The organism is Paenibacillus taichungensis (assembly GCF_047302525.1).
GTDB classification, from domain to species: domain Bacteria; phylum Bacillota; class Bacilli; order Paenibacillales; family Paenibacillaceae; genus Paenibacillus; species Paenibacillus taichungensis_B.
In genome coordinates, this window is the sequence record NZ_CP168020.1 from 5,440,324 (window position 1) to 5,453,889 (window position 13,566).

Below are 13,566 nucleotides of genomic sequence, written 5' to 3' on the forward strand. Positions count from 1 at the left end.
TTAAAGTCCAAATGCTTAAATCAGAACTGTCTTAACTGCGTCAATCATCGAAGTTGCTACCTGGAAATCCATGCTCCGGAAAGCAAGCAACGATACAATAAACATGATGGCTACGATAGCAAACAAGCTCATGCAGATGTAGGAAGATACACGCTGCGCACGAGGACCGACGGTAATTCCCCAGCTAACCAGGAACGACCACAAGCCATTGGCAAAGTGATAGGATGCCGCAACCACACTAATCAGATATAAAATAAACGTTACCGGGTTCATCACGATGCCATGTATAACACCGCCAAGCTCTTCGTGTGTGACATTCCCCAGCGCAACCTGGAAACGAGTCTCCCAAATATGCCAGATGACGAACACAAACGTAATGACACCGCTGACGCGCTGCAACGTATAGCGCCAGTTGCGCTCATTGCCAAAACGTCCCACGTTAGGCTTGGCTTGATAGGCAATGTACAAACCATATACACCGTGATAGAACAGCGGCAACCAGATGAGAAGCGTTTCAAGTACAATCACGAGCGGCAGGCCATTCAGAAATGCAACTGCATCGTTAAAGCCTTCTTTGCCGCCTTCAACTGCCGAGAAGTTCGTCACCATGTGCTCAATGAAAAACAGACTGAGCGGAATGACGCCAAGCAAGGAGTGCAGCTTTCTGGAGTAAAACCCTTTCATAAAATGTCGATCCCCTTTCGCTAAATACAACGTTTTCATAAATAAATTCGCTTATCATGACACAAACCTTTCCCAAGGAAAGGTTCGACAAATTGTTCCGTTTTCTTCAGGTGTGAACAACTTGTGTCACGATTCATGTTACTCCTTTTTTTCTTATAAGGGAATTGCAATATAATTATTAAATGTTATAACCTATAGGTATAAGTTATAAACATCGGTCGTGCAGGCCATACAACATGAAGAAATATTTGACAAGGAGATGCCTCACGCAAAGTACGTTCATTAGAAAAGAGGTTAGTGCTCATGTTCGAGGAATTAAACGCTTTTGCGGCGGTTGTAGAGCAGTCCAGTCTGAACCGTGCATCGAAATTGCTGAATTTGTCACAGCCCGCGCTGTCTCGCAAAATCTCCAAATTGGAGGATGAACTCGGCGTGGCGCTCTTTCATCGCCGTGGTAAACGACTTGAATTAACCAGCGTAGGCCAGTTTGCCTACACTTTCGCGGTAGAGCAGAAACAGCAGCAACAAAAATTTCTGACCATGCTGGCCCAGTACAAGGACGAAGAACAAAGCTCCATTACGCTTGGAGCCAGTCTGACAACGCTTCAAACCACATTGCCACCGCTGGTAAATGCCTTTATGGAGAAACATCCGAACGCGGAAATCAAGCTGGTGACGGGGAAAACGCATGAAATTGTCTCTTTTGTGCGGGATAAAAAAGCCGATGTAGGTATCGTTGCCTCTTCTATAAGTGAAGCCGGGCTAAACTGTGTGCCACTATTTGATGATCATCTGGAGCTGGTTGTGCCTTTAACGCATCCCCTATCGGGTAAAGAAGCCGGAATGGAACATTTGCAAGATCTGCCGATGATTACATTCTCCAAAGGAACCTGGTATCGCAAATTAACCGACGATCTGTTCCAGCGCTGCGCCGTGATGCCGGATATTCGCATGGAGATTGATTCCTTTGAAGCGATTGTCCGTCTTCTTCCTACCTGCAAAGCCGCAGCCCTGTTGCCCAAGTCGTATCTCCGCCCTCAATTGCTTGCGGACAATGATCTCGTCTCGGTATATCTGCCACAACTGCAACAGACCCGGCGAACAACCTGCATGATCTATGGGGAAAAGGAAGACCTCAGCCAAACCTCCAGACAGTGGGTCAGAGAAACGGCTGCGCTCTTTACAGCAAAGGCGCCGCTGCCCTCACGGAGGACTACGACGCCTTAGCATTCATATCAATCAGCCGAGGGCTCTATCTACGCTCAGCGTTCAGCCTTCCGTTTAAAGGAGTCAGCTCTCCTGGCTGATCACTTCTTCCTCAAAACGGTCAATGTCATCATTCATGCCGATAATCACCATGATGTCACCCATCTGAAGCGAGTCCAGTGCAGTCGGGGCAATAATGACCCCGGCTTCCTTTTGCAAGGCTACAATGCTGCAACCAAAGCGTACTCGTGCATTCAGAGTGGACAGCGTTTTATTATGCAGGCAGGCTGGAACCTTCATCTCCACAATACTGTAATCATCGGACAATTCGATATAATCCAGCAGATTCGGGGTGACGAGTTGATGGGCAACCCTAATTCCCATGTCACGCTCAGGATAAACGACACGATCGATCCCCAGCTTGTCCAGTGCCCGTCCATGAAGAACCGAAATGGCTTTGGCCACAACTGTTTTTACACCGAGTTCCTTCAGTAAAATGGCAGTGAGAATACTGGTCTGGATATCAGCCCCAATAGCAACGATACAGCAGTCAAAATTGCGGATGCCCAGGGAGCGCAGCACTTCCTCATCAGTTGAATCCGCGACGACGGCATGGGTGACCAATTCACTTATGTCTTCAACGACTTCTTCATTTTTATCGATACCCAGCACTTCATACCCAAGCTCCATTAATTCCTGTGCCAGACTGGAGCCAAAGCGCCCAAGCCCAATTACCGCAAACTGCTGTGTTTTCATTGTTCTTCACGAACCCCTTATCCAATAATCATTTTGCCTTCCGGATACCTGTACAACTCTTTACCCTTTTTCTGTCCGAGTGCATACGCGAGCGTAATCGGTCCAAGACGTCCCGCAAACATGGTGAAACAGATCAAAAGCTTGCCGATCGTGGTCAGCTTCAGTGTAAGTCCCATAGATAAACCTACGGTACCGAAGGCGGATGTCGTCTCAAATAATATCATTAAAAAACTGCTGTCTTCCGTCGTACTAAGCACCATCGTTACGGCAATAATGAGCAACAGGGCAAGCAGCGTAATCGTCAGTGCTTTGAAAATCCGTTCCTGTAGAAGCCGATATCTGAAAAAGACGATATCTTCCCGTCCCCGCATCATCGCAATGACAGCTCCGGCCATAATGATGAATGTGGTTGTTTTAATGCCGCCTCCAGTGGAACCGGGGGAAGCCCCGATGAACATTAATATAATGAGGAAAAATTGCGTTGCCTGTCTCAGTCCAGCAATATCAACCGTGTTCGCCCCTGCCGTTCGAGGGGTAACGGACTGGAAGAACGAACCGAGAATTTTGCCACCCCAGTTCAGGCCACCCAATGTCCGGGGATTACTGAATTCAAACACAAAAATAACCAGTGCACCAAATACGATTAACAATCCTGTTGCCAGCAATACCACTTTGGAATGCAGCGACAGCTTCTTCGTCCTCCGATACTCCACCAGATCAGACAGAACGACAAAACCGATACCACCTGCAATAATCAGGAACATGGCTGTAAAATTTACGAGCGGATCATACACATACCCGGTTAAGCTGCGGAATTCTCCGAACATATCAAACCCAGCATTGTTGAACATAGAGATGGCATGCCAATATCCATAATAGATAGCCTGCCCCATTGGCATGTCGAACGACCAGCGAATGGCGAACAACGTGCCACATATGCCTTCCAATATGAGTGAGTAGACTACAACCTTGCGAATAAGGCGGACAATTCCCTCCATCGTACTTTGGTTCATCGCTTCCTGCAAAATCAACCGCTCACGCAGAGAGATCCGCCGTTTGAATGCAATTGCCACCAGTGTCGACATCGTCATAAAGCCGAGGCCGCCAATTTGAATCAGGATTGCAATCACAATCTGACCCAACGTCGAAAAATGGGTACCCGTATCCACCACAACCAGCCCTGTTACGCAGACTGCGGAAGTCGCGGTGAAGAGTGCGTCAATAAAAGGAAGGCTGACCCCGCTTCGACTGGATGCCGGGAGCATCAACAGAAGTGTCCCGAGCAATATAATACCCGCGAACCCTAGGACCAGAATTCGGGGTGGTGACAGACGCATCCATTGAATATTCATTTTCACTTGAGTATCATCCACCTCTGCCAAAAAGAAAATGACCCCACGACCGTGGAGCCTTTCTCCGAAGCGCTTTTCCATATGACTTGACGGAACACCCAAGCCCTTGGAAAGCTCTATTTCGGAGCGTAAACATGTATGATTTTTGCTGTAACACATATACATTAGGTTGGAATACATTTTATACTTTCTATTCGTTCCCTTGTTAGCCTAAAGACATGCGGAATATTGGACATTTGATTCAAAATTATAAGCGCTGCGACGTTTGTATACAAAACGATTTTTGTGTAAATAGCATCGAATTCCGTCAAAAAGGGAAAAACTCAGATATGGCGACGGATAGATCAGATTGTTTCGATCATTTTCATTCGTTTTCATGCATTTGCACGACTTCTCGTTTCGCCATTGGCATTCGGGGCTTGGGCTGTGCTATCTTTACTTTAATATCCATATTAATAAAGGAGGAACAATATTAAATGAATCCCTTAGGGCAGCCTTTGGTACTCAAAGCTAACTTCAAGCGTTTAGGGTTGCTTGCGGCGATTGGCCTGATTCTGTTTTTCGTTTTTCAAATCTTTCCTGCCACCTCATCGCAAACGACTGATATCCAGTCTACTTCCTTCATAAGCAAGGAGAAAGCGGCGGAGTCGGCACGATCTTTTGCAGCTTCTCTACCTGATTATACCCTTCCGACGGATACCGGAAACGAGCTGGTAACGTACCAAACCCATTCCGATATCTATGGGTATATGGCCAAAACCAAGCAGTTAGAAACCTATAACAAGAAATGGGAAACAACCTATCCTTACGATGTGTACCGCGTTCGTTTGCCCGATCAGGACAAAGGCGGTTATTTGAATGTTGACGTACATATGAGAACAGGAAAAGTTGTCGGTTTCAAGCGCGAACTCCCTTCTTCCCTGTATGCATCCATTGAGGCTGAGCAGGACAAAAGTAAAGTGAATGCTGCCCAACGATTAGCTGAAGATAACCTTTCCCTAAATGAAAAAGAGCAGCTTGCCGCTGGCGTACTTGGCGAATTCGGGTATAATGTACCGAAACTTCAGCTGGACACCCGTGGAGAAGAAGCGGGGCTGCAATACACGGATAATGAAAAGCAAATTGGGGATTCCAAGCTGGAACTGAATTTCACGTTTGAAAATGGAGCGGTCCGCTCCTTCGAATCGGTCTTCTCGGTTCCTACCTCCCATACCGACTATGTACAAAATCAGACCCGGCAAGCCAACTGGATGACTTACGGCGGTTATGCTTTTCTGACCTTTGTGCTTGGCGTGCTCGCGATCATCTACAGTATTCTGACGAGAGCACACACGTCATTCAAACGCGGAATCACTCTGTCTCTGGTATACTTTGCGGCTTCCGTGATTGGCACACTGAACATGATTCCGCTCTTTCAGGCGCAGGGGCTGTCTAACTTTATGCTGACCTTCCTGATGGTGATGCAAGCTGGGATAACGCTAGTCATGAGTGCAACCATCTATCTGTCGCTCGTTGCCGGTGACGGCATGTGGCGCAAAATCGGTCTGAATCCTTGGCCTCGGGCCAAAGAACCCGGATATGGCAAATATGTACTGCACAGTATGTATACAGGATACTTATGGGCGTTGATTCTGCTGGGTGTGCAATCCGTACTGTTCTTTATTCTGGAACGGAGTATTGGAAGCTGGTCAACAACATCGGCTGACCAGTCCACATACAACATGAGTTATGCCTGGATCTTCCCGATTATGGCCTGGATGGCCGGGATCGGTGAGGAAACGGTCTATCGTCTGTTCGGGATTCGCATGATGCAGAAGGTGGTACGAAACACGTTCATCGCCTGCCTCATCCCAACATTGATCTGGGCACTGGGACACACCCTATATCCGATCTATCCAGTCATCACACGTCCAATAGAGCTTACTGTCATCGGACTCTTGTTCAGTCTGATCATGCTGCGTCACGGCTTCATCGCCGTAGTATTCGCACATGTTATCTTTGACAGCCTGTTGATGGGCCTGAGCCTGATCTTCATGGGTGATGTGCTAAACATTTCCGCCGGGCTCTTCTGGATTGTGCTTCCCGCCATCGTTGGTTATGTCATCTACAAACTGAATCCAAAACAAAAAGAGAAGCCGTATGTCACGACTCCTCATCACGAAGTGCTGCAATAATCTGATTCGCAAGCTTGTCACCAATAGATAGAGGCCGGAAGTCTTCGACGCTGGCCTCTTTTATTTTGCGTAAAGAGCCAAAATGCTTCAGCAGCAGCTTGCGCCGCTTTTCTCCGATCCCCGGAATGGCATCCAGACGGGAAGTCACCATCGATTTTCCACGTTGCTCCCGGTGGAACGAAATTGCAAAACGGTGGACCTCTTCCTGAATCCGCTGCAACAGGTAGAATTCCTGACTGTCACGCGGCAAGGAGATGACTTCCGGCGGATTGCCGATCATCAATTGTGAAGTCTTGTGCTTCGCATCCTTCACCAATCCACATACCGGAATAAACAATCCCAATTCATTCTCCAAAATGTCCACGGCTGCCGAAATCTGGCCTTTGCCTCCATCGACAACAATCAGGTCAGGCTGGGTTAAGTTTTCCTTCAACACCCGTTCGTAACGGCGACGGATGACCTCTCGCATCGTTTCATAATCATCCGGTCCTTCAACCGAGCGTACTTTGTATTTGCGGTATTCTTTCTTATCCGGCTTACCATCAGTAAATACAATCATAGCAGATACCGGATTCGTTCCCTGGATGTTTGAGTTATCAAATGCTTCGATCCGGCGCAGCTGATCCAGACCAATAAAGCGTCCCAAACCTTCCGCGGCCTTCGAGGTCCGCTCTTCGTTGCGCTCGATCAGACGGAATTTCTCCTCCAATGCTACGCGCGCGTTATCCACAGCCATTGTGATCATCTGCCGTTTCAACCCGCGCTGCGGAATGTGGACTTTGATTTCCAGCCATTCCTGCAATGCTGCTGCGACTTGAGAAGGATCTTCAAGACCTGGAGGCTGTTTATCAGCCGATACATCTTCCTGAGCAACAGCGTCTTCCTGGATAACCATCGCAGTTTCTTCCGCTTCTGCTTCGGGTTGGATATCGCCATAAGCTGCACGGGACTCGGCAACACGTAGCTCAATCGCAGAATCTTGCGCCAAGTGCGTTGTCTGTTCTGACTCGACTGTCACGGCCGCAGGTACCGCTCCATCAGCTTCGGATATATCATCCGCACTATCGTCACCAGCTCCCAGATCTTTTGGCATTTCCGGCAGTAAGATCTCCTGTGGCAATGCTGGATTATCACTGTAGTACTGGGTCACGTAAGACATAAAATCACTGTACGCCTCACCATAAAACGGGAACGTCGATACGTGGCGTTCGATCATTTTCCCCTGACGCATATATAGAATCTGGACACACATCCAGCCTTTATCAATGGCAAAACCAAACACATCGCGGTCTCGGGCATCCGCCATCGTAATTTTCTGTTTTTCCATCATCGCATCAATGGCAATGACCTGATCCCGAAGTTCCTTGGCACGTTCAAAATACAGATCCTCAGCCGCTTCCTGCATTTTGCGCTGTAAATCCTTCTTGATCTCCTCATGCCCACCGCTCAAAAATGAACTGATCTCCTGGGAGATCTCATCATACTGCTCCTTGCCCACTTCTTGCACACAGGGAGCGAGGCACTGTCCCATATGATAATACAGGCATACTTCCTTCGGCATCACGCCGCATTTGCGTAACGGATACATCCGGTCAAGCAGCTTTTTCGTTTGGTGTGCCGCATATGAATTCGGATAAGGTCCAAAGTATTTGGCTTTATCTTTGAGCACCCGCCGGGTCACTTCGAGTCGGGGATGCTTTTCATTCGTAATTTTAAGGTAAGGAAATGTCTTGTCATCCTTGAGCAACACGTTATACCGCGGCATATGTTTCTTGATCAGGTTACACTCCAGAATGAGTGCTTCCATATTGCTGCCGGTAACGATATATTCGAAATCACGGATTTCGGACACTAGGCGCTGTGTCTTCCCATTATGACTGCCGATAAAATATGATCTTACGCGATTCTTTAGCACTTTGGCTTTACCTACATAGATAATAGTACCTTCACTGTTTTTCATCAGGTAACAGCCGGACATGTCGGGCAGTAAAGCCAGCTTGTGGCGGATCTGCTCTAGTGCCTTCTCCTGCTCCTGCACGTTTGTAATGAATTCATCCATAATTCGGTGGGTCCTCCTTCCCGAAAAAAGTATAAATAAAAGGTTACACTGTACCATTCCGATTGCAGTACGATCTTCCGATCGCCGTTATCCCCGGATAATTCACACCGACACTACGATGACAGAACAACCTTCCAATCGCTGTTATCCCCAGATTTTTTCGATTCCCTTCTTTCAAAGGGAAAATCCGGTGATAGCGTATGCTTCCGATGCAGCTTTCTTTCAGAAAGCTTTAGGCGAACGCTTCGCTTTTTCAGGTTTTTTCTGTCCTCTCCGTTACTGTGTAAATAATTAGTTCCATTAATATATAAGGGAAAAGAAGTCTTGGGATAGATACAAGCACTGCGCTTCTCCAGATCGGCTCTGCACTCTACGTTATCGTGTAAAAATAATTATACTTTATATTGTCCTATATGAAAGTATTCGACGCAAAACGCCCCCGGCGCATAACCGGAGGCGTATGTGAAATCTTGATCAATTATTGGTGTTTTTCGATAATTCCTTTGAGAGCATCTTTTGAGTTCAGACCAACCACTTTATCAACCGGTTGACCATCTTTGAAGAAGATCAATGTTGGAATGCTCATTACGCCGAAGCGGGAAGCGGATTCCGGATTTTCGTCCACATTGACTTTAGCAATTTTCACTGCATCGCCAACTTCGGTGGACAGCTCTTCCAAGATTGGAGCGAGCATTTTACAAGGACCACACCAAGGCGCCCAGAAATCAACAAGAACCGTTCCTTCGCCTTCGACTTCAGCGTTGAAGGATTGATCGGATACGTTAACAATAGCCATGAAATTGTCCTCCTTATATATACTTACGGTTTATTTTAACCTGTAACGTCGCGAACGACACTTCCAGTATAACACAGCTACTCTAATGTTGTGAAATGAACGGATCAATGTTCATCTTCCCAACATCAAATCTTCACAATTGAAGAACTTGCAGGTTCACTGCAAAATCTTTACAAACGCTTTCTTTTCCAAGTATACTAAAATTACTCCGGGCTTCAGTTCCCTGTAAGGGCAAGCTGTTATCCCCATAAGGAGGCAATACCATGGATGCAAATGTGCGGATCAACGACCCGCGTGAACATGTGAACGAGGAACCCCGTAATGATTTGTTTGATCTGATAGCGGGTGTTGCTGGCATGGCCGGCCTGATGACGGTTATCTTTTTCGGAATGGTGATTTTCAAATTTATCACCGAATAGGATCTTCAGGCTGCACGCAGGCCAAAAAAGCCCGGTTTTCGCGACAATGCGAAAGCCAGGCTTTTTTTGGGACTATATGAGTAAAAATAGATCAGATCAGTAACATAAATAGGAATTAACGTTTACCACGCTGATTCTCACCCCGAACCGAGATGACATCAACAAACGGACGAATCCGGTCCATCAAACGCTGGCCTTTGTTCATTTCCTCGCCATCCCGATTGGTGAAGCTAAGATGTTTCTCAAGCCCCTCCAGATTGTAATTGGACGTGTAAAACGTAGGTTTGCGATTCATACGGTAGTTCAGAATGGACCCCATCACATGATCCCGTACCCACGAATTCAGATTCTCTGCCCCGATATCATCAAAGATGAGCAGATCACAGCTTTTCAGAATATCCGTCGTTTCCTTCAGCTTGTTTCCTTCACTAATCATGGATTTCAGATCCTCCACAAAATCAGGCATGTAGATAATAACACCTGTGTGGCCCACAACCGCGAGTTCATGCAGCAGATAACACATCAGAAACGTCTTGCCCGTTCCAAATGATCCTTCCAAAAACAGTCCTTGCGGAGACAATCCATTCTCCTTGGTGTCGTTAATATAACGCAGAACCTGGTTCACCGCCGGAGCACGCATCCGATCCTTGCCCATAATTTCCACATCGTTATATCCTGCATTGAGCGCACGCTCGTCCACATAGAAACTGCGGATTCTTTGCTTGATAACATGCTCATTTTGCCGTGCGATATGTTTGGAACAAGGCGCTTTTTTATCTATAATTTCGGGTTTACCGTTAAAATGCTCTACTTCCAGTTTGCAAAAGTGACCCTGGAAATCGTTAGGACAGTTGTCGAGCCCCGGACAGTTCGCACAGTTCTTCGAATCTTTGGCATACTGATACAGCTTGCTCAGATCGGTAATAAGCTGTGCATCTTTCAGTTCAGGATGACCTGCGCGGAATTCGCGTACGTACGGATCTTCCATCAATTCCGCCGCAATCCGCCGCGACTGTTCACGAAAGGAAGGATTCAGCTGCTGAAGCAGTCCTCCCAAGGATTCCATGGCTTCAAGCCCCCTTAATAGTTTCAATATAGAATGAACAATTGAATTTTACGATGACCATCATGATGGCAGGGTAACCTTCGATCGCTTGTAATTCTAATGTTCATTCTATATAAACTTGAGGAATAACTCAACATTTTCAGCTGGAAAAAGCATTATCCATTCCATGACAATACGCATAACTTCAGGTAGAGCTATACACAAAGATTGACCCGATCACACTTGCAAAATTATCTACGCAACCCCACCGTAACAATCTCACAAGGTCCCGCTTGAAGAGCCCATTCTTTGCTGATCAAGGCAGTGGAAGATTCATTTATAACTGAAGAATTCAGCTTACCTGTCTCTTCCTCCAGAATGTTGCTCTGATATGCATCTTCCAATGCTTGCGGAATGGACTCAGAAGCAGCAAACTTCAACTCAGTCGTATTAGATCTCATATTATACCAGCGCAACATCAGATCACCCGAATCCTCGTTCACCTTCAGTGAAGAAAACGCCAGACCGTCCCCTTGCCACTCAAACGGTGTGTTGCTTGGCGTCAGGAAACCCGGGTGTACGTTCGTCTGAGCCACAGTCCATGGAATCTGGAACTGGTAAGCTTCATTGTACGCTCCGGATGTTGCCCCGTTCCCGTCATGAGGGATAATCTCCAGCTGGAAGGAATGCTCGCCGAGACACTGAGCTTCCGGTGTCGGGAACAATCCCCAGTCTCCAAGCTCTCCCACGGCACGAAGCAGTGTTACGGCAATCGTATTCCGTCCATCCTCAAGAACCTCATATTCATTCAGCCCCAGATTGGCTACAACTAACCCAGCCTGATCCTCGCTCACATCAACAAAACTTTGCTGATGCTGGGTGTTGCTCGGATTCTGCCATTCCGGTGCAGGCGTATTATCACGAGTAGCAATTTCGAACATCGAGTCTACGTAATGAACAGCCGCTGTCAGATCCGTCGGGAAGAGTACCCGCACCCGATGATCCTTCGCCTGATTGTTGAAGGTTGTTTCGAGCTTGATGCCTTTTCCACTGCGGCTTAACGACACAATGGTACGGATTTTGAGCGTAACCATTTGTTTGGAACGTTGAGCTTTGCGATGCGGATAATAGATCAGTTCCCGCTGCTCACGATCGAGCGTTTCGTCGGCGGATTCAGGAATTTCCCAATGATGAACAATTTCGTACGAAGATCTGTAAGGCGCATCTTCGATAACCCGAATTTCTGCCTTAAGATCTTTCGTAGTCAGTGCTAATTCGTTCTCCGGTTGCTTGAACATATACTCATTTCCGATATCACCGACATTTTCATACACGCCAAGATCTTTATACGTCCGGCCTGTCCGTTTATCCGTGAGTGCAAAAGATCCATTGTCTGCAATATTTACGATAAAATATTCATTTTCCATACCACGTTCGCCACGCAACAGTGTATTTGAAGTCGTAGTGGTAACCAAAGACTCTCCAGCAACAGCATTTGGGTCACTCACAGCATTGCTGTCCATTCGAACCAAAGCATACGTCTTCAGGCCAAGTGCAGGCACATTCTCTGCTTCAAACGTAATGCTGACCCGACGGCAGCTATATGGCTGACGGAATCGATCATCCGGCAGATCATAGCCGAATTGCAGACCCAGATCCTCTACCGTACACGGAACTGGTTTGCCTTCTTCATCCACCAATATACGACCTGACAGGTCGATGGCGTTCATTTTGGCTGCCATATCTTCCAATGAGAAACCTTCACGGAAGTACAGACGGGCCGCATCCAGTTCAATCTGAACCACACCGCTGCGCTCCCATCCCGAAGTGTTAAACACAACCACAGGCCGCGCTTCTTCACCATAGCGTTCAAATGTTGAAGTATCGACCGCTGCGGCGATTTGGCTGGTGCTATCCTCAATCAGGGCCTCAGCGACATGACGGCTCTTATCAAACCGTGTGACCATCTCGCGATGTACCTCGTCTACGCTACAGCCACAGATGCTGTCATGCGGATGATTCTGCATCAACGTTTTCCAGGCATAGGTAAACTGATCATGCGGATATGAATGACCCAGCAGATGCGCGAACGAAGCCAGTGGCTCAGCCACTTTTTCCAACATGGCTTGGCCCAGTTGGTTCATCTGTTTCAGATAAACACGTGCGGAAGCCGTGTTCACCAGAGTGCCCCAGCCATCAGTACGCTGGCTACGCAGCTCTCCTTTTACAACAGACAACTCCTGAACCGCAGATGCTTTCAACGCTGACAGATAGTCCGGGAAGTTGGAGTGAACAAACTCGATATCGGGATACAATTGTTCAGCCATACGGATGGCTTCAGGCAGATCCTTCTGAATCGGCTGGTGATCACATCCGTTCATGTACAGCAATTCATTCGTCGATGCATATTTCTCCGCGTCAGCCAGCTTGGTTTCCCAGAACTTGCGAGCTGAAGCTTCGTCCACCGGAACCTCATTCCCGTTGGAGTACCAGTTGGCAAATAAAACACCGAGTACTTTAGATCCATCCGGACCTTCCCACATCAACTCTGAGAAACTGGATTCGTATCCATCGTCAGACACCATGTTGTTGAAGCCGGTTGGCTTCACGCCTCGCCCGAAAAAGACATTATCGATGCCCGATTGCAGCATAAGCTGCGGTGTCTGTCCTACAAGTCCGAACGTATCTGGGAAGTATCCGATCTTTGAAGGTGTTCCATAACGTTTGGCATCCCGATGTCCAACCTGCATATTACGAACGTTCGCTTCACCACTGGTCAGGAAGGCATCCTGCAAAATATACCAAGGCCCAATGACAATACGGCCATCGCGAATATGCTTCTCCAGCCGTTCCTTCTGCTCAGGTCTAACCTGAAGATAGTCATCGATGATGATCGTCTGTCCGTCCAGGTAAAAGCTTTTAAAATCCGGCCCATGATCGAGCTGATCCAGCAAGGCATCCACTAGTTGCACCAATCGCATATGATGTTTCTCATACGGCAAATACCATTCCCGATCCCAGTGCGTGTGAGAAATAATATGCGCTCTCTTCGATTTGCTTGTCGGTTTAGTCATT

At 47.3% G+C, this 13,566-nt stretch carries 10 protein-coding genes; 3 read left to right on the forward strand and 7 right to left on the reverse strand.

Annotated features, from left to right (window positions below; all coding sequences use genetic code 11):
* Nucleotides 1-15: 15 nt before the first annotated feature.
* The gene (locus ACDJ58_RS24570; RefSeq protein WP_063566173.1) at nucleotides 16-684 is read right to left on the reverse strand and encodes a succinate dehydrogenase cytochrome b558 subunit; all 669 of its coding nucleotides are present in this window, start codon (nucleotides 682-684) and stop codon (nucleotides 16-18) included.
* A 303-nt stretch (nucleotides 685-987) separates the two neighbouring features.
* Here ACDJ58_RS24570 and ACDJ58_RS24575 point away from each other — a divergent pair, with 303 nt between their 5' ends.
* Nucleotides 988-1,911: a LysR family transcriptional regulator gene (locus tag ACDJ58_RS24575; protein WP_063566089.1), complete on the forward strand. Its 924-nt coding sequence runs from the start codon at nucleotides 988-990 to the stop codon at nucleotides 1,909-1,911.
* 63 nt (nucleotides 1,912-1,974) lie between these two features.
* Here ACDJ58_RS24575 and ACDJ58_RS24580 read toward each other — a convergent pair whose 3' ends face one another.
* Both ACDJ58_RS24580 and ACDJ58_RS24585 read right to left on the reverse strand, forming a co-directional pair.
* The gene (locus ACDJ58_RS24580) at nucleotides 1,975-2,646 is read right to left on the reverse strand and encodes a potassium channel family protein (protein ID WP_053783221.1); all 672 of its coding nucleotides are present in this window, start codon (nucleotides 2,644-2,646) and stop codon (nucleotides 1,975-1,977) included.
* Between the two features lie 17 nt (nucleotides 2,647-2,663).
* Nucleotides 2,664-3,998, reverse strand: a complete 1,335-nt coding sequence (locus tag ACDJ58_RS24585) for a TrkH family potassium uptake protein (protein ID WP_413379812.1) — start codon at nucleotides 3,996-3,998, stop codon at nucleotides 2,664-2,666.
* 476 nt (nucleotides 3,999-4,474) lie between these two features.
* On the opposite strand from ACDJ58_RS24585, the gene ACDJ58_RS24590 reads away from it, so the two are divergent.
* A complete protein-coding gene (locus tag ACDJ58_RS24590; protein ID WP_413373440.1) occupies nucleotides 4,475-6,172 on the forward strand; it encodes a CPBP family intramembrane glutamic endopeptidase in 1,698 nt (565 codons plus the stop codon).
* Here the strand turns inward: ACDJ58_RS24590 and uvrC are convergent.
* Nucleotides 6,141-8,231 (reverse strand): excinuclease ABC subunit UvrC, encoded by a 2,091-nt coding sequence (gene uvrC, locus ACDJ58_RS24595; RefSeq protein WP_413373442.1) that lies wholly within the window; start codon nucleotides 8,229-8,231, stop codon nucleotides 6,141-6,143. The genes ACDJ58_RS24590 and uvrC overlap by 32 nt on opposite strands.
* A gap of 478 nt (nucleotides 8,232-8,709) precedes the next feature.
* Nucleotides 8,710-9,027, reverse strand: coding sequence for a thioredoxin (gene trxA, locus ACDJ58_RS24600; RefSeq protein ID WP_036605788.1), 318 nt, complete (start codon nucleotides 9,025-9,027; stop codon nucleotides 8,710-8,712).
* Nucleotides 9,028-9,290: 263 nt separating this feature from the next.
* On the opposite strand from trxA, the gene ACDJ58_RS24605 reads away from it, so the two are divergent.
* Nucleotides 9,291-9,446 (forward strand): YqzM family protein, encoded by a 156-nt coding sequence (locus tag ACDJ58_RS24605; RefSeq protein ID WP_090810527.1) that lies wholly within the window; start codon nucleotides 9,291-9,293, stop codon nucleotides 9,444-9,446.
* A gap of 115 nt (nucleotides 9,447-9,561) precedes the next feature.
* Here the strand turns inward: ACDJ58_RS24605 and dnaI are convergent, their stop codons facing one another.
* Nucleotides 9,562-10,512, reverse strand: a complete 951-nt coding sequence (gene dnaI / locus ACDJ58_RS24610; protein WP_413373443.1) for a primosomal protein DnaI — start codon at nucleotides 10,510-10,512, stop codon at nucleotides 9,562-9,564.
* Between the two features lie 230 nt (nucleotides 10,513-10,742).
* The gene (locus tag ACDJ58_RS24615) at nucleotides 10,743-13,565 is read right to left on the reverse strand and encodes an alpha-mannosidase (protein WP_413373444.1); all 2,823 of its coding nucleotides are present in this window, start codon (nucleotides 13,563-13,565) and stop codon (nucleotides 10,743-10,745) included.
* Nucleotide 13,566 lies beyond the last annotated feature (1 nt).

What these genes read in the sequence shown, in the direction of transcription:
- uvrC (WP_413373442.1), bottom strand. Translation starts at nt 8,231, where the DNA reads ATGGATGAATTCATTACAAACGTGCAGGAGCAGGAGAAGGCACTAGAG.
- ACDJ58_RS24585 (WP_413379812.1), bottom strand. Translation starts at nt 3,998, where the DNA reads ATGAATATTCAATGGATGCGTCTGTCACCACCCCGAATTCTGGTCCTA.
- ACDJ58_RS24575 (WP_063566089.1), top strand. Translation starts at nt 988, where the DNA reads ATGTTCGAGGAATTAAACGCTTTTGCGGCGGTTGTAGAGCAGTCCAGT.
- ACDJ58_RS24580 (WP_053783221.1), bottom strand. Translation starts at nt 2,646, where the DNA reads ATGAAAACACAGCAGTTTGCGGTAATTGGGCTTGGGCGCTTTGGCTCC.
- ACDJ58_RS24570 (WP_063566173.1), bottom strand. Translation starts at nt 684, where the DNA reads ATGAAAGGGTTTTACTCCAGAAAGCTGCACTCCTTGCTTGGCGTCATT.
- dnaI (WP_413373443.1), bottom strand. Translation starts at nt 10,512, where the DNA reads ATGGAATCCTTGGGAGGACTGCTTCAGCAGCTGAATCCTTCCTTTCGT.
- ACDJ58_RS24590 (WP_413373440.1), top strand. Translation starts at nt 4,475, where the DNA reads ATGAATCCCTTAGGGCAGCCTTTGGTACTCAAAGCTAACTTCAAGCGT.
- ACDJ58_RS24615 (WP_413373444.1), bottom strand. Translation starts at nt 13,565, where the DNA reads ATGACTAAACCGACAAGCAAATCGAAGAGAGCGCATATTATTTCTCAC.
- trxA (WP_036605788.1), bottom strand. Translation starts at nt 9,027, where the DNA reads ATGGCTATTGTTAACGTATCCGATCAATCCTTCAACGCTGAAGTCGAA.
- ACDJ58_RS24605 (WP_090810527.1), top strand. Translation starts at nt 9,291, where the DNA reads ATGGATGCAAATGTGCGGATCAACGACCCGCGTGAACATGTGAACGAG.